This window comes from Rhizobium sp. USDA 4016 (assembly GCF_056279705.1).
The window spans coordinates 2,569,610-2,592,562 of record NZ_JBWCCY010000004.1; the positions used below are offsets into that span (position 1 = coordinate 2,569,610).

A 22,953-nucleotide genomic window follows, 5' to 3' on the forward strand; every position below is an offset into this window, starting at 1 on the left:
TTTCAAGTGCCACGCTCAAGGCATTCAGGCTAAAATATTATCGGTTGGAATGAGTCGCGGTCTTCATGCCGTGTCCTCAAGGTGACATCGGCAATATTTTCTCCCTGGCGGCCATCAGCGCTGTGGAGAAGTCGAACAATGTGCAAAGCGTTACAGATTTCACGACAGGCCCAAGGCTGTTGCTGAGCTGCACTTGCATTTGCCCTGGCGAGCCTTCAAATCCGGGAACGGAAAAGACAGAACGGATCAAGATGAACGACGCCGCGCGAAAGATTGCCGCCGTTGCTCCAGCAGAGCAGCACTACCGCGAAGCACCCAACAACATCGAAGCCGAGCAGGCGCTTCTGGGTGCCATCCTAATGAACAACGACGCCTATTACCGGGTGTCCGACTTCCTGAAGCCGATCCATCTCTATGAACCGCTCCACCGCAAGATTTTCGAGGTCGCGGGCGACATCATCCGTATGGGCAAGATCGCCAATCCAGTGACGATCAAGACCTTCCTGAAGGCCGACGAGAAGGTCGGCGACATGACGGTCTCCGAATATCTCGCGCGCCTTGCCCGCGAAGCCGTGACAATCATCAACGCCGAGGACTACGGGCGCGCGATCTACGATCTGGCGCTGCGCCGGGCGCTGATCACCATCGGCGAGGACATGGTCAACATCGCCTACGACGCGCCGCTCGACATGCCGCCGCAGACGCAGATCGAAGATACCGAACGCCGCCTCTTCGAGCTTGCCGAAAACGGCCGCTACGACGGCGGCTTCCAGGCCTTCAACGACGCCGTGGCGCTGGCGATCGACATGGCGGCAGTCGCCAAGGAGCGCGACGGCGGCCTCTCGGGCATTTCGACCGGCATCCATTCGCTCGATTCGAAGATGGGCGGACTGCAGCGCTCCGACTTGATAATCCTTGCCGGACGTCCGGGCATGGGCAAGACCTCGCTTGCAACCAATATCGCCTACAATATCGCCGCCGCCTATGAGGGCGAAGTCCAATCCGACGGCAGCATGAAGGCGAAGAACGGTGGCGTCGTCGGCTTCTACTCGCTCGAAATGTCGTCGGAACAGCTCGCCACCCGCATCATCTCCGAGCAGACGGAAGTCTCCTCCTCGAAAATCCGCCGCGGCGACATTAACGACGCGGACTTCGAAAAACTCGTCGCCTGCTCGATGATGATGCAGAAGGTGCCGCTCTACATCGACCAGACCGGCGGCATCTCGATCGCCCAGCTTGCCGCCCGCGCACGGCGGCTCAAGCGCCAGCGCGGCCTCGACGTGCTGGTCGTCGACTACGTGCAGCTGATGACCGGCTCGGGTAAGTCGAACGAGAACCGCGTCCAGGAAATCACCCAGATCACCACCGGCCTGAAAGCCCTCGGCAAGGAACTGAACGTTCCGATCATCGCGCTCTCACAGCTTTCGCGTCAGGTCGAAAGCCGCGACGACAAGCGCCCGCAGCTCTCCGACCTGCGTGAATCGGGCTCGATCGAGCAGGACGCCGACGTCGTGCTCTTCGTTTTCCGCGAGGAATATTACGTCAAGAACATGGAACCCCGCGATCCTGCCGATCCGAAATATGCGGAGTGGGAAGCGCTGTTCGACAAGGTGAAGGGCACGGCGGACGTCATCATCGCCAAGCAGCGTCACGGACCGACCGGCACAGTAAAGCTTGCCTTCCAGGCGGAATTCACGCGCTTTGCCGACCTCGCCGACCCGTCCTTCATTCAGTACGAGGAACACTGAGCAGTTCCGATTTCTTGCTGCGGTGCGGGGCGGACTTCCTATTGACCAAATTGACCTTTAAACTGGCCGGAGACTCATCTCCGGCCATTTTTTTATGTGGATTCATGACTGAAATTTCCGCCGCCTCCGAAGAAGACAGGTTTGCTTCCGCCGGCGTGCGACTGACTGTCGACCTGACTGCGCTGACGGAAAACTGGCGGGACATGGCACGGCGCTCCAAAAGGGCGCGCGCATCCGCGGTCGTGAAGGCCGACGCCTATGGCATGGGCATCGAGGACGCTGGGGAAGCGCTCTACATCGCGGGTGCCCGCGACTTCTTCGTCGCAACGGTCGATGAAGGCGTGACGCTGCGCCTCTACGCGCCTGATGCGCGCATCTTCGTGCTCGCCGGCATCTGGCTAGGCACTGAACGACGTTTCTTTGAAAACGACCTCGTGCCGGTCATCTCCTCCGAGGAGCAGCTCGCCTTTTGGATGGCGGTGCTTTCGGAGTATGGCGATTACCCTTGCGCGCTGCATGTCGACACCGGCTTCAACCGGCTCGGCCTTCATATCGACGAAGCGCTTGCGCTGGCTGATGACGTCTCCCGCCCGGCCAGCTTCGCCCCGGTTCTGGTCATGAGCCATCTCGCCTGCGGCGACGATCCTTCATCGCAGATGAACAAGCAGCAGCTCGAATCATTCCGCAAGGTTAGCGCCGCATATGAAGGTATCGAATCAAGCCTCGCAGCATCCGGCGGCATCTTTCTTGGCGAGGATTATCATTTCGACCTGACGCGCCCCGGCATTGCCATCTACGGCGGCGAAGCGGTGAGCGGCATGGCGAACCCCATGCGGCCGGTTGCGACCGCGGAGGCCCGCGTGATCCAGGTCCGCACCGTGCGCGCTGGCGAATCCGTGAGTTATGGCCGGGCGCTGAAGCTTGACCGCGATAGCCGCCTCGCCATCGTTTCCGCCGGCTATGCCGACGGCTACATGCGCAGCCAGTCGAGCGGCGGCGTCCCGCTTCGCCAAGTCGTGCCGCAGGGCGGCCAAGGCTTCTTTGAGGGCTACACCGTGCCGGTCGCCGGGCGCATCACCATGGACCTTTCCATCTTCGATGTGACCGACCTACCGGAAAACCTCATCCGTGCCGGCGATTACATCGAGCTCTTCGGCAGGAACATCCCCGTTGACGATGCGGCACGGGCGGCAGGCACGATCAGCTACGAGATGCTGGCAAGCGTCGGGTTGCGGTATGAGCGAAAATACGCCAGCGAAGAATGAGGTCCGGCTCAGCGGCTTGTCAGGGCCAGCCGCACGCCGAGGGCAACGAACAGCGCGCCAAGCCCGCGATCGAGCCAGAGGCCGACCCTCCTGTTGCGTTTGATCAGATCGGCAAGCCGCCCTCCGGCTAGGATCAGCGGCGGCTCTATGAAGGCGGCCACGACGATAATCAGCCCACCGTGCACGGAAAGCTGTAGCCAGGCAGGCCCAGCGCCTTCGACGACGAACTGCGGCAGGAAGGCGAGAAAGAAGATCGCAACCTTCGGGTTAAGCAGCGAAACGAGCAAACCCTGCCGGTAGATCCGTCCTGAGTGCAGCCTTTCGCCTGTCGCCTTGACGAAGCCGCCCTCGCCGCTCGACCGCAGGGCCTGGATGCCGAGCCAGACGAGATAGATCGCACCAATCCACTTCGCTGCCGAGAAGGCAACGGCAGAGGCGGCAAGGACCGCCGAAAGGCCGAAGGCTGCGAGAAGCGCGTGCAGGCATGCGCCGGTCCAGATGCCGAAGACAGCCGAAAAGCCGGCACGCGTGCCGCTCTTGATCGTATGGCCGAGGATAAAGGCCATATCCGGACCCGGCGACAGGTTCAGAAGCACGGCGGCGGTGAAGAAGGCGATCCAGTGGGCGAGCGAATAATCGAGCATGGGCGATCCGTCGGATGATCCCGCCAGGCTGCCACTTGGGCGCCTGATGGGAAAATCATTAGTTTTGATCGGTCCCGCAGGCCATTATCTAGGGCAAATCTGATTCGGGCGCGCCGGCGCTCATGGACGAAAGCATCATTGATGGCCAAGGCCAGGACACAATTCATCTGCCAGAGCTGCGGCACGATCCACAACCGCTGGGCGGGCAAATGCGAAAACTGCGGCGAGTGGAACACCATCGTCGAAGAAGATCCGATGGGCGGGATTGGCGGCGGACCGGCAAGGACGCCGAAGAAGGGCCGCCCGGTGACGCTGACGGCGCTTTCCGGCGAGATCGAAGAAGCGCCGCGCATCCATACCGGCATCTCGGAACTCGACCGGGCGCTCGGCGGCGGTTTCGTGCGCGGCTCGGCGGTGCTCGTCGGCGGCGATCCCGGCATTGGCAAGTCGACGCTGCTGATGCAGGCGGCGGCAGCGCTTTCGCGCCGCGGCCACAAGATCATCTACGTCTCGGGCGAAGAGGCCGTGGCGCAGGTGCGGCTGCGCGCCCAGCGCCTGCGCGCGGCCGATACCGACGTCATGCTTGCCGCGGAGACCAATGTCGAGGATATCCTCGCGACGCTCGCCGACGGCAAGCGGCCGGACCTCGTCATCATCGACTCGATCCAGACGCTCTGGAGCGAACTGGCCGAATCGGCGCCCGGAACGGTCACGCAGGTGCGCACCGGCGTGCAGTCGATGATCCGCTTCGCCAAGCAGACGGGAGCGGCCATGGTTCTCGTCGGCCACGTCACCAAGGACGGCCAGATCGCCGGTCCGCGGGTGGTGGAACACATGGTCGACGCCGTGCTCTACTTCGAAGGTGACCGCGGCCATCACTACCGCATCCTGCGCACGGTCAAGAACCGCTTCGGGCCGACCGACGAGATCGGCGTCTTCGAAATGTCCGACGGCGGCCTGCGTGAGGTCGGCAATCCATCTGAACTTTTCCTCGGCGAGCGCAATGAAAAGTCGCCGGGAGCGGCGGTCTTCGCCGGCATGGAAGGAACGCGCCCGATCCTCGTCGAAGTGCAGGCGCTGGTGGCGCCGACATCGCTCGGAACGCCGCGCCGCGCCGTGGTCGGCTGGGATTCCGCCAGACTTTCGATGATCCTTGCGGTGCTCGAGGCCCATTGCGGCGTTCGGCTCGGCCAGCATGACGTCTATTTGAATGTCGCCGGCGGCTATCGTATCAGCGAGCCGGCCGCTGATCTCGCCGTCGCATCCGCATTGGTTTCCTCGCTTGCCGGTATTGCTCTGCCGGCCGATTGCGTCTATTTCGGCGAAGTCAGCCTGTCGGGGGCCGTCCGTCCGGTTGCGCATACCCCTCAGCGCCTCAAAGAAGCCGAGAAGCTGGGATTTTCTGCAGCGCTGCTTCCGTCAGCATCCGTCGATTTGCCGAAGGGTTCGGGCGGACGCTGGAGCGAGATCGACAGCCTGCCGGATCTGGTCGTGCGCATTGCCGGATCCAAAGGTGCGCTACGACGTGTGGAAGACGAGGTTTGATCCTTTCATTGCCATAAACGGTGATGATATAGGATGCACACGAATGAGGCCCGACCGAACCGCATCACCGCGGCGGTCCTGGAGTTGAATTTATATGCCCATCACGATTTTCGACGGTATTGTCATCGGCGTCGTCCTATTCTCCGCCGTTCTGGCGATGGTCCGCGGCTTTTCGCGCGAGGTGCTGTCGATCGCAAGCTGGGGCGGCTCGGCTGCCGCTGCCTACTACCTCTATCCGTACCTCGTGCCTTACGCGAAGAGGTACACCGATGATGACCGCATCGCGATCGTCGGCTCCGCCGCCGTCGTGTTCCTGATTGCGCTGATCGTCATCTCGTTCATCACCATGAAGATTGCCGATTTCATCATCGACAGCCGGATCGGCGCGCTCGACCGCACTTTGGGCTTCCTCTTCGGCGCGGCACGCGGCATACTGCTTCTCGTCGTGGCAGTGGCCTTCTGGAACTGGCTCGTCGATGCCGATCACCGGCCCTCTTGGGTGAACAACGCCAAGTCCAAGCCGTTCCTTGACTCGATGGTCGTAAAGCTGCAATCGGTCCTGCCTGAGGAATTCGCACAGATGGTGAAAGCCAGCGTGCTCGAGAAGGTTCAGCCGCCGGCCGAAGGCACGCAAGGCAGCAATGCACCGGCCGGCGAACAGGCCCCGGCGGATGATACAGCGCCTGCAGGTGGCGCAGCCCCATCGGGCGGCGCGCAGCCGCAGTCGAATTGACACAGTGTTCAACAGCTTGACCTGCCGCGTGGCAATTGCCATTTGAGCGGGACGTGACATAAGGGTCCGGCCGGGCATTTGCTCTGCCGGGCCGCCGCCGTTTAAAATGCCTGAATCCGGCATCATGCTATGGAAAAGCCGATCCATTCTTGTGAGAGCAAAGGCCCGCATCAATGAACCAGTCCCATTCCTCCACGCTCAACGATGAACTCGATGGAGATACACTCCACGAGGAATGCGGCGTCTTCGGCATTCTCGGCCATCCCGATGCAGCAACGCTGACGGCTCTCGGGCTTCACGCCCTCCAGCACCGTGGACAGGAAGCGGCCGGTATCGTCACCTTCGACGGCCGCCAGTTCCATACCGAAAAGCGCATGGGGCTCGTCGGCGACCACTACACCGATCCTGCAACGCTCGCGAAGCTGCCAGGCTTCATCTCCATCGGCCACACGCGCTATTCGACGACGGGTGAGGTGGCACTCCGCAACGTCCAGCCGCTCTTTGCCGAACTGGAAGTCGGTGGCATCGCTGTCGCCCATAACGGCAACTTCACCAACGGCCTGACGCTTCGCCGTCAACTGATTGCCGACGGCGCCATCTGTCAGTCGACCTCGGATACCGAAGTCGTCCTCCACCTGATCGCCCGCTCCAAACAGGTCTCCTCCTCCGACCGCTTCATCGATGCGATCCGCCAGATGGAAGGCGGTTATTCGATGCTGGCCATGACCCGCACGAAGCTGATCGCCGCGCGCGACCCGATCGGCATCCGTCCGCTCGTCATGGGCGAGCTCGACGGCAAGCCGATCTTCTGTTCGGAGACCTGTGCGCTCGACATCATCGGCGCCAAATACATCCGCGACGTCGAGAACGGCGAAGTCGTCATCTGCGAAATCCAGCCGGACGGCTCGATCACCATCGATGCCCGCAAGCCCGAAGCGCCGAAGCCGGAGCGTCTCTGCCTCTTCGAATTTGTTTACTTCGCTCGCCCTGACTCCGTCGTCGGCGGCCGCAGCATCTATGTCGCCCGCAAGAACATGGGCATCAATCTCGCCAAGGAAGCCCCGGTCGATGCCGATGTCGTCGTGCCGGTTCCCGACGGCGGTACGCCGGCAGCGCTCGGTTACGCTCAGCAGAGCGGCATTCCTTTCGAATACGGCATCATCCGCAACCACTATGTCGGCCGTACCTTCATCGAGCCGACGCAGCAGATCCGCGCCTTCGGCGTCAAACTGAAGCATTCGGCCAACCGGGCGATGATCCAAGGCAAGCGCGTCGTCCTCGTCGACGATTCGATCGTGCGCGGCACCACCTCGCTGAAGATCGTCCAGATGATCCGCGACGCAGGCGCGAAGGAAGTCCATATCCGCGTCGCAAGCCCGATGATCTATTTCCCGGACTTCTACGGCATCGATACGCCGGACGCCGACAAGCTGCTTGCCAACCAGTACAACAGCCTGAAGGCGATGTGCGATTACATCGGCGCGGATTCGCTCGAATTCCTCTCGATCGACGGGCTTTATCGTGCGGTCGGCGGGGAAGATCGCAACAACGAGAATCCGCAGTTCACCGACCACTATTTCACCGGCGACTACCCGACGCGCCTGCTCGACAAGGAAAGCACGAGCAACGTGCGCAAGCTCGCCGTGATGGCCAGCAACGGCTAAGGGACTTCATAAACCTGAATGAACGCCGGCGCCTCCTCTTCCCCTCATTAGGTGGGATGCGTTTGCGCGCAACCGACACGGACCACACGATCATGACCATCGACCTCAAAAACCGCATCGCACTCGTCACCGGTGCATCGCGGGGCATCGGCTATTTCACGGCGCTGGAACTGGCAAAGGCCGGAGCCCACGTGATCGCCTGCGCCCGTACGGTCGGCGGCCTCGAGGAGCTTGACGACGCGATCAAGGCTGCGGGCGGCAGCGCCACACTCGTGCCTTTCGATCTTGCGGATATGAACGCCATCGACGCGCTCGGCGCCTCGATTTTCGAGCGCTGGGGCAAGCTCGACATCCTCGTTGCCAATGCCGGTGTGCTCGGCGTCATCTCGCCGATCGGCCATATCGAGGCAAAGACCTTCGACAAAGTGATGAACATCAACGTCACGGCCACCTGGCGGCTGATCCGCTCCGTCGATCCGCTGCTGGCGCGCTCGCACGCCGGCCGCGCCGTGATCATTTCTTCGGCTGCCGCTCACAAATGCCGGCCTTTCTGGGGGCCTTACTCCGCGTCGAAAGCCGCGGTCGAAGCGCTCGCCCGCACCTGGGCCGGCGAAAGCCGGTCGACGGCTCTTCGCATCACCAGCGTTGATCCCGGCGCCACCCGCACCGCCATGCGCGCCCAGGCCGTGCCCGGCGAAGATCCCGCGACGCTGCCGCATCCTTCCGAAGTCGCCAAGGCGATCCTGCCGCTCGTCGGCCCGGATGTAACCGAGACAGGCAAGCTCTTCATCGTCCGCGAGAACAGGCTTGTAGATTACCGGCTGCCGGAATAAGGGCTACCGGCCGGCTTTTTCAGCAAACAGCGCCGCAAGGCCCGTTTCCGTAGGGCAGAGCGCGTTGAGGTCAACCGGCCCGTCGATGCCATCGACTTTGCCGTTGTCGGCAAACTGCCATATCGACCAGCGGCCGCATTTTTCCTGCTCTGGTTCTTTGAATACGCTGCGCAACCAGAGATAATGATCCGGGAAGCTGGATTCGTTGCCTTTCAGATATTGGTCGAAGAATTCCTGCGTGACGTAGAATATTGGCTTTTCCGGATATGTGCTCTTGATCTCGGCCAGGAAGGCATTGACCTCGGCGGTCAGCTGCTCGACCGTCGGAACTTTGTCGCAGTTGCCGACAAATTCGAGATCAATCGCAATGGGCAGCGTGCCCTGCTCTTTGGGAACTGTCGCCAATACGTTCTGCGCCTGCTCACGGCCGGGACGGCAAAAGGTGAAGAAGTGATATGCCCCGCGCACGATGCCGGCCTCTTTTGCGGCCTGCCAGTTCCGGGCAAATCGCCTGTCCTTATGATCCCCGCCCTCTGTCGCCTTGATGATGGCGAAGCGGACATTCAGTTGAGCGGCGAGCTTCTTCCAGTCGATGTCGCCCTGATGGTGGCTAACGTCGATGCCCTGGATCGGATAGTCCTTGATGGATGGATGATTGAAGCGGATCATGCCGAAATCGTAAGCCAAATAGGAAGCGGATGCGACCGCTAGAATCGCCGCGCTGATGACGGCTCGTTGAACTGCTTTCTTCACTGATGCTCTCTCGCTCCACCGCTTCCGCCTTTGGCCAGGAAAGCCTTGCGCCGGAAAGATGGCGAATCATTCGCCATGCCAGCCCTGCACTTGCGTTCGCGACGCTCGTCTCTTACGCACCACTTGACCAAACATCGTTCCCGCGCCATAAAACCCGCCATGAAAACGGTTACCTGCATTATCTGCCGGATTATTCGCTAGCGCGCTCGCTGGCCTGGCCGTTTTCGTCTCCCAAATACCCAAAGATGAGAAACGCCCCGGCCCGCCGGCGGCGGTATTTTTCGGATCATTGCATTTTGGGAGAATAGACATGGCCGGCCAGCCGGAACTGAAGAAGCCGGAAATCAAGCTATACAATACGCTGACGCGCGAGGAGACGGTCTTCAAGCCCATCGATCCGCTCAACGTCCGCATGTACGTCTGCGGGCCGACGGTTTATGACTACGCCCATATCGGCAATGCGCGGCCCGCCATCATTTTCGATGTGCTGTTCCGGCTGCTCAGGCACGTCTATGGCGCCGAGCACGTCACCTATGCGCGCAATATCACCGACGTCGACGACAAGATCAACCTGCGGGCTCTGCGCGACCACCCCGGCTTGCCGCTGAACGAGGCGATCCGCCTGGTCACCGAAAAAACCGAGACGCAGTATCTCGAAGATGCCACGGCTCTCGGCTGCCTTGATCCGACCATCCAGCCGCGCGCGACCGAAAACATCGCGCAGATGATCGAGATCATCGAAAAGCTGATTGCCAAGGGCCACGCCTATCAGGCGGAGGGCGAAGTGCTGTTCGACACGAAATCCATGGCGGATTACGGCGCGCTTTCGAAGCGCAATCTCGATGAGCAACAGGCCGGCGCGCGCGTCGCCGTCGATGCGCACAAGAAGAACCCCGGCGACTTCGTTCTCTGGAAGCTTTCGAGCCATAACGAACCGGGCTGGGAAAGCCCCTGGGGCCGCGGCCGTCCGGGCTGGCATATCGAATGCTCGGCGATGAGCCAGCGCTATCTCGGCGAGGTCTTCGATATTCACGGCGGCGGGTTGGACCTGATCTTCCCGCACCACGAAAACGAGATCGCCCAATCCCGTTGCGCCCACGGCACGGATGTGATGTCGAATGTCTGGATGCACAACGGCTTCCTGCAGGTCGAGGGCCGCAAGATGTCGAAATCCGAGGGCAACTTCGTCACCATCTACGAGCTGCTGCACACCGAAAAATTCGGCGGCCGGAAGTGGCCGGGCGAAGTTTTGCGGCTTGCGATGCTGATGACGCATTACCGCGAGCCGATCGATTTTTCGATCAAGCGGCTAGAAGAGGCCGAACGCCTGCTGGCGAAGTGGCCAGCGGCGGATGCCGGCGACGCGTCGCCGGACGAGGCAGTACTGAACGCGCTTGCCGATGACCTGAACACCGTCGCCGCCGTTCAGGCGCTTCATGCCCTGGCGCAGTCCGGCAACGCCGCCGCCTTCGCGGCGAGCGCTGCCCTTCTCGGCGTGGAGCCGAAGGAAACGGAAGTGGATGAGGCGGTCGCCGCCGAGATCGACAGGCGGGTGCGCGCCCGCCTTGAACTCTTGAAGGCAAAAAACTTCAATGAGGCCGACAAGATCCGCGAGACGCTGCTTGCCGAGGGCATCCAGCTCAAGGACGGCAAAGATGCGGTCACCGGCGAGCGCGTGACGACCTGGGAGGTGAAGCGGTGAGGTCAGTGCTATCGAAAAATGCCTCTCCCCAACCCCTCCCCACAAATGGGAGGGGCTACTGCGTCACGCCGCTTCGGAACAACACCCCTGTCGAGCATGCAGCATCCGCCGAGATTGGCGCTGACAATGCCCGCGGCGGCGCGAACCAGGCCTCCGCCTTGTGGGGAGGGTTGGAAGAGGTCTTTTTACCCATGCCAAACGGGAGGAAGTGTCGATGACTGTCTACACCGGCGGCTGCCAGTGCGGTGCGATCCGATTCCGGGTGGAAGGCGAGCTTTCGCATTCGTCGATCTGCCATTGCCGCATGTGCCAGAAGGCGTTCGGCGGCTATTATGCGCCGCTTGTTTCCGTGCGCGGGGCTGATTTCGAGTGGACGCGCGGCGAGCGGAAGACATTCCGTTCCTCCAATTTCGCCGAGCGCGGCTTCTGCGGCGATTGCGGCACACCGCTGACCTATGAGGCACCGGATGGGATGGCGATTGCAGCGGGCGCGTTCGATGATCCGGCTCTTCTGCCGCCGACGATCCAGTATGGCATCGAAGGCAAGCTGCCGTTCACGGACAAACTGCATGAGCTTCCCGGCACACGGACGGAGGACGACGTCGAGACGGCCGCATTCACCAGTGAGATCGTCTCCTATCAGCATCCAGATCACGACACGACAGAATGGCCAGAGGAGCGCAAATGACGGCGGGAACAAGCCATAGCGGCGGATGCCAATGCGGCGCAGTGCGCTTTCGCGCTGCGGGCGAACTCGGCTATCCGCATATCTGCCATTGCCGCATGTGCCAGAAGGCGGCGGGCAACTATTTCCTGCCGCTCGGAGCGGTCATGCGAGCGGATTTTGCGTTGACGCGCGGAAAACCGAAGTGGTTTCGCTCTTCCGATCTCGTGCGCCGCGGCTTCTGCGGCGATTGCGGCACGCCACTCTTCTACGACATACCTCGTGCCGAGTCCGTCAACATTACGCTCGGCTCGCTGGACGATCCCGATGCGGTCAGGCCGGTGATGCAATCGAATACCGGTCGCAAGATGAGCTGGTTTCACGCGCTGGACACCCTGCAGGTAGAGCCCGCCGCCGGGAGCTCGGAGCGCGAAGACGCGATCGCAGCCAGCAATCATCAGCATCCCGATCATGATACGAACCACTGGCCATCCGGAGCCCAGACATGAGCGAACCTATCAGAACAGGCGGGTGCCAATGCGGCGCCATACGCTTTCGTATCAGCGGCAAGCTGGGGCGTCCGTCTATCTGCCATTGCCGCATGTGCCAGAAGCAGTTCGGCGGCTTCTTTTCGGCGCTCATTACCGCGCCGGAAGAGGGCGTGGAGTGGACGCGCGGCGAGCCGAGCTATTTCCAGTCCTCGATCAATATCGACCGCGGTTTCTGCAGCAGTTGCGGCACGCCGATGACCTACCGGCATCCCGGCGGGCTGGAGCTTGCGATCGGCACCTTCGACGACCGCAGCGATCTCGCGCCGCAGATCCAGGTGAATTACGACTCGCGTCTGCCCTGGGTCGAAACGATCTTCGACACACCGGTTCACCGGGATCCCGATTACTATGCCCGGCAGGAGCAGATCATCTCCTTCCAGCATCCCGACCACGATACCGACATATGGCCCGCGAAAGGCTTGAGGATATGACCGAAGTGCTGCGTACCCTCTATCCTGAAATCGAACCCTATGCTTCGGGCCATCTCGATGTCGGCGACGGCCATGTGATCTACTGGGAACGCTGCGGAACGCCGGGCGCCAAACCCGCCGTATTCCTGCACGGCGGTCCTGGCGGCGGCATTTCGCCCGTGCATCGCCGCCTCTTCGACCCGGCGCTCTACGACGTGACGCTGTTCGACCAGCGCGGCTGCGGTAAATCCACGCCGCATGCGGATCTGAACGCCAACACGACATGGCATCTCGTTGCCGACATCGAGCGTCTGCGCGATATGACTGGCGCCGAGAAATGGCAGATCTTCGGCGGCTCCTGGGGCTCGACGCTGGCGCTCGCCTATGCCGAAAAGCATCCCGATCGGGTCTCCGAACTCATCGTGCGCGGCATTTATACGCTCACGAAAGCGGAACTCGACTGGTACTATCAGTTCGGCGTTTCGGAAATGTTCCCGGACAAGTGGGAACGCTTCATTGCTCCCATTCCGCCGGAAGAGCGTCACGAGATGATGCAGGCCTATCACCGCCGCCTGACGAGCGACGACAAGGCAACCGCGCTCAAAGCCGCGCATGCCTGGAGCATCTGGGAAGGCGAGACGATCACGCTACTGCCCGAGCCGTCGACTAGCGGCAAGTTCGAGGAGGCCGAGTTCGCCTATGCCTTCGCCCGCATCGAGAACCATTTCTTCGTCAATGCCGGCTGGCTGGAGGAAGGCCAACTGATCCGCGAGGCGCACAAGCTCAAGGATATTGCGGGCGTCATCGTGCACGGTCGCTACGACATGCCCTGCCCCGCCCGCTTCGCCTGGGCGCTGCACAAGGCCTGGCCGAAGGCGGAATTCCACCTGATCGAAGGTGCAGGCCATGCATTTTCCGAACCCGGCATCCTGGATCAGCTGATCCGGGCAACGGACAAGTTTGCGGGGAAATAAGGCAAATGATGCGCGTCGTGGATACCCCCCTCTGCCCTGCCGGGCATCTCCCTCACAAGAGGGGAGATCGGCTGTCCGCACCCACTCGTGCAACCATCGATGCAGCGGGCGAGAGCCGCCGCATATTCCCAATCTCCCCCCTTGCGGGGGAGATGTCGGCTCTGCCGGCAGAGGGGGGTGAGGCGCACGGCATAAGATCAAATGCTTCGGAGGCACCTCGGTGACCAGAGAAAAAATCTACCTCTTCGACACGACGCTGCGCGACGGGCAGCAGACGCCCGGGATCGACTTCTCGGTCGAGGACAAGATTGCGATTGCGACCATGCTGGACGAGTTCGGCCTCGATTATATCGAGGGCGGATATCCGGGCGCGAACCCGACGGACACTGCCTTCTTCGCAGAGAGGCGCACCAGCCAGGCAGCATTCGTCGCCTTCGGCATGACGAAGCGGCCGGGCGTTTCAGCCTCCAACGATCCGGGCCTCGCAGCGCTGTTGCAGGCAAAGAGCGACGCGATCTGTTTCGTCGCCAAGAGCTGGGACTATCACGTCAAGGTCGCGCTCGGATGCACCAACGAGGAAAACCTCGCATGCATCGCCGAGAGCGTGAAGGCAGCCGTCGCCGCCGGCAAGGAGGCGATCGTCGATTGCGAGCATTTCTTCGATGGATACAAGGCCAATCCCGCCTATGCGCTCGCCTGCGCGAAGATCGCCTATGAAGCGGGTGCCCGCTGGGTCGTGCTCTGCGACACCAACGGCGGCGCGCAGCCGCCCGAGATCCACGCCATCGTCGAGGCGGTGATTGCCGCAGGCGTTCCCGGTCACTGTCTCGGCATCCATGCGCATAATGATACGGGTCAGGCAGTCGCCAATTCGCTTGCGGCCGTCGAGGCCGGCGTGTGCCAGATCCAAGGGACGCTCAACGGCATCGGCGAGCGTTGCGGCAATGCCAACCTGGTGACGCTGATCCCGACGCTGGCCCTGAAGGACACCTACAGCACCCGCTTCGAAACCACCATCGATGCGGAGCGGCTGGTGAACCTCACCCGCCTTTCCCATGCCTTTGACGAGCTTCTGAACCGCTCGCCAGATCATCAACTGCCCTATGTCGGCGCTTCTGCCTTCGCCACCAAGGCAGGCATCCATGCCTCCGCACTGCTCAAGGACCCGCGCACCTACGAGCATGTGCCGCCGGAAAGTGTCGGCAATTACCGCAAGGTCATGGTCTCCGACCAGGGCGGCAAGGCGAATTTCATCAATGCTCTGAAACGCCGGGGCATCGAGGTCGCCAAGGACGATCCGAAGCTCGACCGGCTGATTTCCATCGTCAAGGAGCGCGAAGCTTCCGGCTACGCCTATGAGGGGGCGGATGCGAGCTTCGAGCTGCTGGCCCGCCGCACGCTTGGCACCATCCCGGAATTCTTCTCGATCGAAGGCTTCCGCGTAATGGTCGAGCGCCGCTTCGACTCGCACGGGCGGGTGAAGATCGTCTCGGAAGCCGTCGTGAAGATGGTGATCGACGGCCACACGATCATGTCGGTGGCGGAAGGCGACGGCCCGGTCAACGCGCTCGACCTGGCCCTACGCAAGGATTTCGGCAAGTATCAGCACGAAATCGACGACCTGGTTCTCGCCGACTTCAAGGTGCGTATCCTCAATGGCGGCACCGAAGCCATCACGCGCGTGCTGATCGAATCCACCGACAGCGACGGCCTGCGCTGGTGGACGGTGGGCGTGTCGGAAAACATCATCGACGCCTCGTTCCAGGCGCTGATGGATTCCGTGATCTACAAGCTGATGAAGAACCGTCAGCTGGCGGGCAAGATCGCGGCGGAGTGAAGATCACGGCTCCTCGAAAGAAAGCCCCCAGTCCTCCTCGCCGTAGCACTCTTCGCCTTGGGCCGCAGTCCGCCAGCGGAAACTGCGAACCTGGAACAGCCGGCGGCTGCGGAAGGCTTCCGCCAGACCCTCGTGGCGACTGGCCGGCGGCGGTTCTTGACCCTCCGCCCAGACGAAGGAGACCGGCTGAATGAAGCGGGCGCCAAAACCTCGGGCGCGACGGTCTATAAGCAGGAAGCCTGCCGAACGGGTGAAGCCGGTCGCCCTGCCATTTTCGACTGCCGGGATCCCGAGCGGAAACAACAGCCGCCCACTGACGCCCAGGTTTTCGATCCAGGCAGCCGGCGGATGGTCGAGCGCGAAATTGGCGTATATGACGTCGGCGTCTTCCTTCGGCCAATCGGCCGCATCGCCCTGGACTACCTCGACATTGGGATAACCGGAAAGGTTTTCCCGCGCCTTTTCGGCCAGCGCTTCGTCGTATTCGACGGCGACGACCTTGCCAGAGGAGCCGACGAGTCCGGCAATGATCGCAGTGTAATAGCCGGTCCCGGCACCCAGATGGGCAACCGTCTCGCCCTCCCGAATTCCAAGCGCATTCAGGGCGGACGCGTGAAGGGAGGGCATGCCGTTGTTGACCCCACGCCTGGTATTAAGACCGATCAACAAGTCCTGATAAAGTACGACCGGATCGGTGGAAGCCATTTCCCGATAATGGCGGAAGTCGTTGTAGACCCACGGCGGCGGACCGACGAATTTTTCGCGCGGCACTTTGGCAAGGGCTGCAAGTAGCCTGTCGTTCTTCGCAACACCTGCCTTCGCCAGTATCTGGCGGGCATAAATCTGCCGGTATGGCGGCTCATCCTCGAAAGCCATGCAAGTCCTCCGCCTCAAATCCGCTGACAATCCATTCACCGAAATGAATTGGTCTATTCACGGCACTTAAGCTAATCGAGATCAGAAGAAGAACAAAGCTGGAAACACCTGATGTCTGCCGAAGCGAGCCCTCCTGCCATCAAAAACGAAGATAGCGCGCGCGGCTTCGCCTTTGCGCTGACCGCTTATCTTCTATGGGGATTCCTGCCGATCTACATGAAGGCGCTGGCGCATATTTCTCCGGCCGAGGTGATTGCGCATCGCGTTCTCTGGTCCCTTCCGATTGCCGGCCTCGTGCTGGTCGCGCTCGGACGTACGCAGGAAATCCGCGACGCGCTGCGCTCGCCGCGCATGCTCGCAATGGCTGCGCTGACGGCGGCACTCATCACCGTCAACTGGGGTACCTATGTCTGGGCGATCGGCGCCGGACATTCGCTCGATGCCGCCATGGGCTATTTCATCAACCCACTGATCAGCATCTTCATGGGCTCGGTGCTGCTCAAGGAGAAGCTGCGCCCGGCTCAGATCGTCGCAATCGGCCTGGCGGCCATTGCCGTTGTCGTTCTCGCCGTCGACGGCGGCGGGCTTCCGTGGGTAGCGCTGACCCTCGCCTTCAGCTGGGCCTTCTATGCCTTCTTCCGCAAGACATTGCCGCTCGGCCCCAACCAGGGCTTCCTGCTCGAGGTCCTGATTCTCAGCGTTCCGGCCGTCCTCTACATCGTCTATCTGGAGTTCTTCAGTGGCGAAGGCCACTTCGTTCAGACTGGCTTCAGCGATACAGCACTGCTCTTCGGCTGCGGTATCGTCACTGCCGCACCGCTGATGATCTACGCCAACGGCGCAAAGCTTCTGAAGCTCTCGACGATCGGCATCATGCAGTATATCGCGCCGACGATGATCTTCCTGATCGCGATCTTCGTCTTCCACGAACCGCTGGATACAGCGCGCATGATCGCCTTCCCGCTCATCTGGGCAGGCCTCGTGCTCTACACGTGGTCGATGCTGAACGCAACGCGCGGGCGCTGAGCGCCTGCCTCACATCTTCGAAATCACGGCATCCTCGCCCTCACGGTCGGCAGCGAGTTCCGCTGCCTGCGCCATGATGGCTGGAATGATGCCGGAGACGTCGTCGATGACGAGCGGCTGCACCCGATGGGCGGTGTGCACGAAACCCTCATCCGTCATGTGCTTCATCAGTTCCATCATCGGGTCCCAGAAGCCCTTGATGTTGGCGAAGACCATCGGTTTTTCGTGACGGGCAAGCTGCGCCCAGGTCATGATCTCGACGATTTCCTCCAGCGTGCCGATCCCGCCCGGCAGCGCCACGAAGGCGTCGGAACGCTCGAACATCAGGTGTTTGCGCGCATGCATGTCCGGCGTTACAATGAGCTCGTTGAGCTGGCCGAGGGAATGGCGCGTCGCCTCCATGTCGATCAGGAATTCGGGGATGATGCCGGTCACCTGCCCCCCATTGGAAAGCACGCCGCTCGCAACAGCACCCATGATGCCTTTGGTGCCGCCGCCATAGACGAGCCGCAGGCCGTATTCGGCGATTTCTTTGCCGAGCGCGCGCCCGGCGGCCATGTATGCCGTATCCCGTCCGGGCCTCGACCCGCAGTAGACACAGATGGACTGAATTGAATGAGATTGATCGCTCATATGGGAAAACAACTATTCCATGCCTGCGCAGTCAAGAAAAATGACAGAAAAGCTGCGCGTTGAGCCTGCGTCATTGCTTTGAATGCTTGTGAAAAGCAACGGGAATCGCTAGCAATTTTTAGTACTACGGCACATTTGCCGTCTGGGGAGAGTGAATGATGAGAAATCGTGCCGGCTTGCTGGCTTTCGCAGTGCTTGCAGTTGCGATCCTTCTGATGGTCTTCGTGGTCATGCCCCGGATCGGCGAAGACGCGTCGAAAATCGGCGATGCCATCAATCAAGCAGGCTCCGAGGTCAAGAACACGGTTGAAGAAGCCGGCAAGAGCGCGCAGAACGCGGCTGCCGACGCGGCGGCTACGACCGAGAAGCTCGGCCGTCTTTCGGCCGATGCAGGTCAGTCTCTCACGCAACTTAAGGCGCACTTTGCAGACGGCAAGGGTCCGACGAGCGAAGCATTCGATGCCGCCAAGACGAAGGCGGCGGGCTCGCTGAAGGCGCTCGCCGACTTCGCAATCCCCGAAGGCACCGATCCGGCGACCGCGGCCGCCGCTACGAAAGCCAAGGACGGCGCGGCAAAGGCGCTGGCAATCGTCCGGGCCCTGCCGGAAAACATCGCCGACGCGCTTGCCGCCATTACCAAGGCCGAGGCGGAGCTGTCCGGCGCGATGGGAAGCCAGCCTGCGTCGACCCCACCGGCGACCGATGCAAGTATCGGATCGAAGCTCCCGGCTTTCGACGTTCTGCGTGTAGAGCCGGACGGGTCCACCGTCATCGCCGGTTCGGCCACGCCCAACAGCAAGCTCGAAGTCATGGACGGAGACAAGGTCGTCACTACGACGAATGTCGGCCCGACCGGCGATTTTGCCGCCGTCCTCGACAACCCGCTGCCGCCCGGCGACCACCAGCTCGTGCTCAAGACGACCGGCAAGGACGGCAAGAGCCTGACTTCCGAAGAAGTCGCAACCGTTTCCGTGCCGAAGGACGGCAGCGGCTCCGAGCTGCTCGCCATGGTTTCCAAGCCAGGCGCAGCGAGCCGCATCATCACGGCACCGACGGCCGGCACGCCGGCTGCTCAGCCCGCAGCAGACGAACAGGCTTCCGCTCAGCCGGGCCTGCCAGCCGGCTCGCCCGAGATCGCCAATACCGCACCGGCAGTTCCGGGTGCACCGCAGGCAGGCGCAAGCGATGCAGCCTCGGCACCGGCCGAGGTGATGGTCAACGCAGTTGAAATCGAAGGCAAGAAGATCTTCGTCGCTGGCACCGCCAAGCCGAACGCCAACGTGATCGCCTATGCGGACGACGCCCTGATCGGCAAGGCGACAGCAGGCGCCGACGGCCATTTCGTCATCGACGGCGTGATGGATCTTTCGGTCGGCGACCACAAGATCCGCGTCGATGTCGTCGATGGCAGCGGCAAGGTGCTCATTCGCGCCTCCGTCAACTTCACCCGCCCGGCAGGCGACCAGGTCACCGTAGCGGCGCAGCCCGGCAACCCGCCCGCAAACGACGCTGGTGCCGCGATGGTTCCCCTCGATGAAGGTGAATTCAGCAAGCTGAGAGCCGATGCGGGTAAGGCGTTTGGGCTGCTGAAGGGCCTTTTCGCCGACGGCAAGCTTCCTGGCGCCGAGCAGCTTGCGGCAGCGCGTTCGGCAACCGAATTCGCGCTTCGCTCGATCGCCGAATTCCGTCCGGCAGCAGAGGCAACACCTGCCTTCAAGCAGACGGCAGGCGCAGCCTCGCAGTCGGCCTCAAGCGCGCTCGCCATGCTCCAGGCACTGCCGAAGGATACAAAGTCCCTAGGCGACGCTCTCGGCAATCTTGGGACGACGATCGATGGTCTTACAGCCACGCCCGCGCCAACGGTAGCCGGCACACCGGCTTCAAACGAAGCAGCGGCCGACCCGAGCCAGCCGAAGACGATCGAGCAGGCGCCACTAACGGCGAACAACACCGCCGTCATCATCCGCCGCGGCGACACGCTGTGGCAGATTTCGCGCCGCTTCTACGGCCTCGGCGTCCGCTACACGACGATCTACATGGCGAACGAAACCCAGATCAACAATCCGGACCGCATCCTGCCCGGACAGATTTTCGGCCTGCCGAAGGAAGCCCTGCCGAACGCCGAAGAGCTTCATCGCAAGCGCCTTTCCGGCGAGCACTTCTAAGCCGAACAAGGTGATGGAAGGCCGGGCCGATATAGCGCCCGGCCTTTGTCTTTCCCCGGCTTTTCACATGTTGCATTCGCACGTCGCGCACCCTATGTGGCGGAGACGGCGGATCCTGTCTGCGGAGGCTCAATCGGGCATCTCCGCTTTTTGCACTTTTGCCGTATCGAAACGCCGCATCCGCGGCCGAGCCCGACCGGGCTGGAGATAGGCATGGCAAACGGCAAGACGGTTTCGGAATCCAACCTCCTGCGGACGCTCTTCAATCTTTGGCCCTACATGTGGCCTTCCGGACGGACGGACCTGAAGATGCGCGTCGTCTGGGCAACGGTCTTCCTGCTCGTCTCCAAGTTTGTGCTGCTGCTCGTTCCCTATTTCTTCAAATGGTCGACCGATGCCCTGAACGGCCGCGTGGATCTCGCCGGAACCCTGCCGCCGCTCCTCGTCGGCGCGACCGTACTGGTCATCGCCTATAACCTCACACGCCTGATCCAGCTTGGCCTCAATCAACTGCGCGACGCACTCTTTGCAAGCGTCGGCCAATATGCGGTGCGTCAGCTCGCCTTCCGGACTTTCGTGCATATCCACGAACTGTCGCTGCGTTTCCATCTGGAGCGCAAGACCGGCGGCTTGTCGCGGATCATCGAGCGCGGCACGAAGGGCATCGAGACGATCGTGCGCTTCACGATCCTGAACTCGGTTCCGACCGTCATCGAATTCCTGCTGACCGCCGTGATCTTCTGGTGGGGCTACGGTTTTTCCTATCTCGCAGTGACCGCCTTCACCGTCTGGGCCTATATCTGGTTCACGATCCGCGCGTCGGACTGGCGCATCGCCATCCGCCGGACGATGAACGACAGCGATACCGACGCCAACACCAAGGCGATCGATTCCCTCCTCAACTTCGAGACCGTCAAATACTTCGGCAACGAGGAGATGGAGGCCAGACGCTTCGACAGGTCGATGGAACGCTACGAGAAGGCAGCGACCGATGTCTGGACCTCGCTCGGCTGGCTGAACTTCGGCCAGGGCGTCATCTTCGGCCTCGGCACGACAGTCATGCTTTTGCTTTCAGCCTTTGCCGTCCAGCGCGGCGAGCAGACCATCGGCGACTTCGTCTTCGTCAATTCCATGCTGCTGCAGCTTTCCGTGCCGCTGAACTTCATCGGCTTCGTCTATCGCGAAATCCGCCAGGGACTTACGGATATAGAGCAGATGTTCGACCTGCTCGACGTGACGCCCGAGGTAACCGATGTGCCGGACGCCGCTCCGCTCAAGATCGGTCAGGGCGCGATCAGCTTCAAGGACGTGCATTTCTCCTACGATCCGGTGCGGCCGATCCTTAGGGGAATTTCCTTCGAAGTCCCGGCCGGCAAGACCGTCGCGGTCGTCGGCCCGTCCGGCGCCGGCAAATCGACGCTTTCGCGCCTGCTCTACCGTTTCTACGACATCCAGAGCGGCGCGATCACAGTCGACGGCCAGGATATCCGCCACGTCACGCAAAAGAGCCTTCGCTCGGCGATCGGCATGGTTCCGCAAGATACCGTGCTCTTCAATGACACAGTCGCCTACAATATCCGCTATGGCCGCCCATCGGCCGGCGATGCCGAGGTGAAGACGGCTGCGGAAATTGCCCAGATCGCGCATTTCATCGAGTTGCTGCCGGAGGGCTTCGAAACCAAGGTCGGCGAGCGCGGATTGAAGCTTTCGGGCGGGGAGAAACAGCGCGTTGCCATCGCCCGCACGATCCTGAAGGCGCCGCCGATCCTGATCCTCGACGAGGCGACCTCGGCGCTCGACACGACGACGGAGCGGGAAATCCAGGCGGCCCTCGACGTCGTTTCGAAGAACCGCACGACACTCGTCATCGCCCACCGCCTGTCGACCGTCATCGGCGCGGATGAGATTATCGTCTTGAAAAGCGGCGAGATCGCCGAGCGTGGAACGCATGCGGCGCTGCTCGAGAAAAATGGCCTCTATGCCTCGATGTGGAACCGCCAGCGCGAAGCAACGCAGGCGGAGGAACATCTGAAGCAAGTGCGCGAAAGCGACGACCTGGGCATTGTTGCCCGTCTCGCGCCGGCAAATTGAGCGTTCGAACCAAAGGGCCGCTCTGTCGTTTTGCTGTTTAGAACCATGCCATAAGGTCGGGCGGAAGCGGCACGGCATTGCTCCCGCAGGACTTTTTCTATAACCAGCGGGAACGAAAAAGCGCGAGGAGACCAGCGTCGATGAGCTTGCTCAATATCGTTCGAAACACCATCGTTCCGGTGCACAAGGAAGGCTATGTATTCGTCGCCGCGTTCTTCGTAGCTTCGCTGATCCTTGGCTGGATATTCGAGCCGCTCTTTTGGGTCGGCCTCGTCCTGACCCTCTGGTGCGCTTACTTCTTCCGCGATCCCGAGCGCATGACACCGCAGGATGATGACCTGGTGATCTCGCCGGCCGACGGCAAGGTCTCTTCGATCCAGATGGTAACGCCGCCCGCCGAGCTGAACCTAGGCAACGAGCCGATGCTGCGCATCTCCGTCTTCATGAACGTCTTCAACTGCCATGTAAACCGCGCGCCGATGCGCGGCCGCGTCGTGAGCATCAACTACCGGTCTGGCAGCTTCGTGAATGCCGAGCTCGACAAGGCCAGCGAAGACAACGAGCGCAACGGGCTGGTGATCGAGACCGTCCACGGCCAGATCGGCGTCGTGCAGATCGCCGGCCTCGTCGCCCGCCGTATTCTGTGCTGGGCCAATAGCAACGAGCCGCTGGATGCCGGCGAGCGTTTCGGCATTATCCGTTTCGGCTCCAGGCTCGACGTCTTTCTGCCGGCCGGCGCGGCAGCACGTGTTTCGCTCGGCCAGACGGCGATTGCCGGCGAAACGGTACTTGCTGAATTCGGCTCCCCCAAGGGACCCGTCATCAGCCGCCGCAGCTAG

The 22,953-nt window shown here is 61.8% G+C and carries 20 protein-coding genes; 16 read left to right on the forward strand and 4 right to left on the reverse strand.

Going from position 1 to position 22,953, the window contains the following annotated elements; all coding sequences use genetic code 11:
• The first annotated feature begins 251 nt into the window (after positions 1–251).
• Both ACZ9DP_RS28210 and alr read left to right on the forward strand, forming a co-directional pair.
• The gene (locus ACZ9DP_RS28210; RefSeq protein WP_074060728.1) at positions 252–1,748 is read left to right on the forward strand and encodes a replicative DNA helicase; all 1,497 of its coding nucleotides are present in this window, start codon (positions 252–254) and stop codon (positions 1,746–1,748) included.
• 104 nt (positions 1,749–1,852) lie between these two features.
• Complete coding sequence (gene alr, locus ACZ9DP_RS28215) at positions 1,853–3,013, forward strand: alanine racemase (protein ID WP_476204222.1); 1,161 nt, start codon at positions 1,853–1,855, stop codon at positions 3,011–3,013.
• 8 nt (positions 3,014–3,021) lie between these two features.
• Here the strand turns inward: alr and ACZ9DP_RS28220 are convergent, their stop codons facing one another.
• The gene (locus ACZ9DP_RS28220; protein ID WP_476204223.1) at positions 3,022–3,657 is read right to left on the reverse strand and encodes a LysE family translocator; all 636 of its coding nucleotides are present in this window, start codon (positions 3,655–3,657) and stop codon (positions 3,022–3,024) included.
• A gap of 141 nt (positions 3,658–3,798) precedes the next feature.
• Here ACZ9DP_RS28220 and radA point away from each other — a divergent pair, with 141 nt between their 5' ends.
• The 4 genes from radA to ACZ9DP_RS28240 all read left to right on the forward strand — a co-directional run bounded on the left by radA (position 3,799) and on the right by ACZ9DP_RS28240 (position 8,432).
• Positions 3,799–5,202, forward strand: coding sequence for a DNA repair protein RadA (gene radA / locus ACZ9DP_RS28225; protein WP_194729337.1), 1,404 nt, complete (start codon positions 3,799–3,801; stop codon positions 5,200–5,202).
• A 94-nt stretch (positions 5,203–5,296) separates the two neighbouring features.
• On the forward strand, positions 5,297–5,935 hold the full coding sequence (locus ACZ9DP_RS28230) for a CvpA family protein (protein WP_039844445.1): 639 nt from the start codon (positions 5,297–5,299) through the stop codon (positions 5,933–5,935).
• A gap of 173 nt (positions 5,936–6,108) precedes the next feature.
• Positions 6,109–7,599 carry an amidophosphoribosyltransferase gene (gene purF, locus ACZ9DP_RS28235; RefSeq protein ID WP_074067213.1) on the forward strand — a complete coding sequence of 497 codons (1,491 nt, stop codon included), beginning with the start codon at positions 6,109–6,111 and terminating at the stop codon, positions 7,597–7,599.
• A 92-nt stretch (positions 7,600–7,691) separates the two neighbouring features.
• Positions 7,692–8,432 (forward strand): SDR family NAD(P)-dependent oxidoreductase, encoded by a 741-nt coding sequence (locus ACZ9DP_RS28240; RefSeq protein ID WP_074070214.1) that lies wholly within the window; start codon positions 7,692–7,694, stop codon positions 8,430–8,432.
• A 3-nt stretch (positions 8,433–8,435) separates the two neighbouring features.
• Here ACZ9DP_RS28240 and ACZ9DP_RS28245 read toward each other — a convergent pair whose 3' ends face one another.
• Positions 8,436–9,185 (reverse strand): glycoside hydrolase family 25 protein, encoded by a 750-nt coding sequence (locus tag ACZ9DP_RS28245; RefSeq protein WP_476204224.1) that lies wholly within the window; start codon positions 9,183–9,185, stop codon positions 8,436–8,438.
• 310 nt (positions 9,186–9,495) lie between these two features.
• Here ACZ9DP_RS28245 and cysS point away from each other — a divergent pair, with 310 nt between their 5' ends.
• The 6 genes from cysS to cimA all read left to right on the forward strand — a co-directional run bounded on the left by cysS (position 9,496) and on the right by cimA (position 15,323).
• The gene (gene cysS, locus ACZ9DP_RS28250; protein ID WP_194729336.1) at positions 9,496–10,887 is read left to right on the forward strand and encodes a cysteine--tRNA ligase; all 1,392 of its coding nucleotides are present in this window, start codon (positions 9,496–9,498) and stop codon (positions 10,885–10,887) included.
• Positions 10,888–11,101: 214 nt separating this feature from the next.
• The gene (locus tag ACZ9DP_RS28255; RefSeq protein WP_194729335.1) at positions 11,102–11,575 is read left to right on the forward strand and encodes a GFA family protein; all 474 of its coding nucleotides are present in this window, start codon (positions 11,102–11,104) and stop codon (positions 11,573–11,575) included.
• Positions 11,572–12,060 carry a GFA family protein gene (locus ACZ9DP_RS28260; RefSeq protein ID WP_476204225.1) on the forward strand — a complete coding sequence of 163 codons (489 nt, stop codon included), beginning with the start codon at positions 11,572–11,574 and terminating at the stop codon, positions 12,058–12,060. The genes ACZ9DP_RS28255 and ACZ9DP_RS28260 overlap by 4 nt, the downstream gene beginning before the upstream one ends.
• Positions 12,057–12,533 carry a GFA family protein gene (locus ACZ9DP_RS28265; RefSeq protein WP_476204226.1) on the forward strand — a complete coding sequence of 159 codons (477 nt, stop codon included), beginning with the start codon at positions 12,057–12,059 and terminating at the stop codon, positions 12,531–12,533. Before ACZ9DP_RS28260 ends, ACZ9DP_RS28265 begins: the two co-directional genes overlap by 4 nt.
• The gene (gene pip / locus ACZ9DP_RS28270) at positions 12,530–13,486 is read left to right on the forward strand and encodes a prolyl aminopeptidase (RefSeq protein WP_476205493.1); all 957 of its coding nucleotides are present in this window, start codon (positions 12,530–12,532) and stop codon (positions 13,484–13,486) included. The genes ACZ9DP_RS28265 and pip overlap by 4 nt, the downstream gene beginning before the upstream one ends.
• Before the next feature lie 220 nt (positions 13,487–13,706).
• A complete protein-coding gene (gene cimA, locus ACZ9DP_RS28275) occupies positions 13,707–15,323 on the forward strand; it encodes a citramalate synthase (RefSeq protein WP_194729333.1) in 1,617 nt (538 codons plus the stop codon).
• A gap of 3 nt (positions 15,324–15,326) precedes the next feature.
• Here the strand turns inward: cimA and ACZ9DP_RS28280 are convergent, their stop codons facing one another.
• On the reverse strand, positions 15,327–16,199 hold the full coding sequence (locus ACZ9DP_RS28280; protein WP_476204227.1) for a protein-L-isoaspartate O-methyltransferase family protein: 873 nt from the start codon (positions 16,197–16,199) through the stop codon (positions 15,327–15,329).
• Between the two features lie 111 nt (positions 16,200–16,310).
• On the opposite strand from ACZ9DP_RS28280, the gene rarD reads away from it, so the two are divergent.
• Positions 16,311–17,225, forward strand: a complete 915-nt coding sequence (gene rarD / locus ACZ9DP_RS28285) for an EamA family transporter RarD (RefSeq protein ID WP_074067190.1) — start codon at positions 16,311–16,313, stop codon at positions 17,223–17,225.
• Positions 17,226–17,234: 9 nt separating this feature from the next.
• On the opposite strand, the gene ACZ9DP_RS28290 is transcribed toward rarD, so the two are convergent.
• Positions 17,235–17,858: an LOG family protein gene (locus ACZ9DP_RS28290; protein ID WP_063855986.1), complete on the reverse strand. Its 624-nt coding sequence runs from the start codon at positions 17,856–17,858 to the stop codon at positions 17,235–17,237.
• A 155-nt stretch (positions 17,859–18,013) separates the two neighbouring features.
• Here ACZ9DP_RS28290 and ACZ9DP_RS28295 point away from each other — a divergent pair, with 155 nt between their 5' ends.
• The 3 genes from ACZ9DP_RS28295 to ACZ9DP_RS28305 all read left to right on the forward strand — a co-directional run bounded on the left by ACZ9DP_RS28295 (position 18,014) and on the right by ACZ9DP_RS28305 (position 22,953).
• Complete coding sequence (locus tag ACZ9DP_RS28295) at positions 18,014–20,023, forward strand: LysM peptidoglycan-binding domain-containing protein (protein WP_476204228.1); 2,010 nt, start codon at positions 18,014–18,016, stop codon at positions 20,021–20,023.
• Positions 20,024–20,236: 213 nt separating this feature from the next.
• On the forward strand, positions 20,237–22,114 hold the full coding sequence (locus tag ACZ9DP_RS28300; RefSeq protein WP_476204229.1) for an ABCB family ABC transporter ATP-binding protein/permease: 1,878 nt from the start codon (positions 20,237–20,239) through the stop codon (positions 22,112–22,114).
• Positions 22,115–22,191: 77 nt separating this feature from the next.
• Entirely contained in the window at positions 22,192–22,953 is a 762-nt protein-coding gene (locus tag ACZ9DP_RS28305) for a phosphatidylserine decarboxylase (RefSeq protein WP_476204230.1), read from the forward strand.

Bases quoted from the DNA above. Each gene is read 5' to 3' on its own strand.
- ACZ9DP_RS28220 (WP_476204223.1), bottom strand. From the start codon at position 3,657: ATGCTCGATTATTCGCTCGCCCACTGGATCGCCTTCTTCACCGCCGCC.
- ACZ9DP_RS28210 (WP_074060728.1), top strand. From the start codon at position 252: ATGAACGACGCCGCGCGAAAGATTGCCGCCGTTGCTCCAGCAGAGCAG.
- alr (WP_476204222.1), top strand. From the start codon at position 1,853: ATGACTGAAATTTCCGCCGCCTCCGAAGAAGACAGGTTTGCTTCCGCC.
- ACZ9DP_RS28255 (WP_194729335.1), top strand. From the start codon at position 11,102: ATGACTGTCTACACCGGCGGCTGCCAGTGCGGTGCGATCCGATTCCGG.
- ACZ9DP_RS28280 (WP_476204227.1), bottom strand. From the start codon at position 16,199: ATGGCTTTCGAGGATGAGCCGCCATACCGGCAGATTTATGCCCGCCAG.
- pip (WP_476205493.1), top strand. From the start codon at position 12,530: ATGACCGAAGTGCTGCGTACCCTCTATCCTGAAATCGAACCCTATGCT.
- purF (WP_074067213.1), top strand. From the start codon at position 6,109: ATGAACCAGTCCCATTCCTCCACGCTCAACGATGAACTCGATGGAGAT.
- rarD (WP_074067190.1), top strand. From the start codon at position 16,311: ATGTCTGCCGAAGCGAGCCCTCCTGCCATCAAAAACGAAGATAGCGCG.
- ACZ9DP_RS28240 (WP_074070214.1), top strand. From the start codon at position 7,692: ATGACCATCGACCTCAAAAACCGCATCGCACTCGTCACCGGTGCATCG.
- ACZ9DP_RS28295 (WP_476204228.1), top strand. From the start codon at position 18,014: ATGATGAGAAATCGTGCCGGCTTGCTGGCTTTCGCAGTGCTTGCAGTT.
- ACZ9DP_RS28265 (WP_476204226.1), top strand. From the start codon at position 12,057: ATGAGCGAACCTATCAGAACAGGCGGGTGCCAATGCGGCGCCATACGC.
- ACZ9DP_RS28300 (WP_476204229.1), top strand. From the start codon at position 20,237: ATGGCAAACGGCAAGACGGTTTCGGAATCCAACCTCCTGCGGACGCTC.
- ACZ9DP_RS28230 (WP_039844445.1), top strand. From the start codon at position 5,297: ATGCCCATCACGATTTTCGACGGTATTGTCATCGGCGTCGTCCTATTC.
- ACZ9DP_RS28260 (WP_476204225.1), top strand. From the start codon at position 11,572: ATGACGGCGGGAACAAGCCATAGCGGCGGATGCCAATGCGGCGCAGTG.
- cysS (WP_194729336.1), top strand. From the start codon at position 9,496: ATGGCCGGCCAGCCGGAACTGAAGAAGCCGGAAATCAAGCTATACAAT.
- ACZ9DP_RS28290 (WP_063855986.1), bottom strand. From the start codon at position 17,858: ATGAGCGATCAATCTCATTCAATTCAGTCCATCTGTGTCTACTGCGGG.
- radA (WP_194729337.1), top strand. From the start codon at position 3,799: ATGGCCAAGGCCAGGACACAATTCATCTGCCAGAGCTGCGGCACGATC.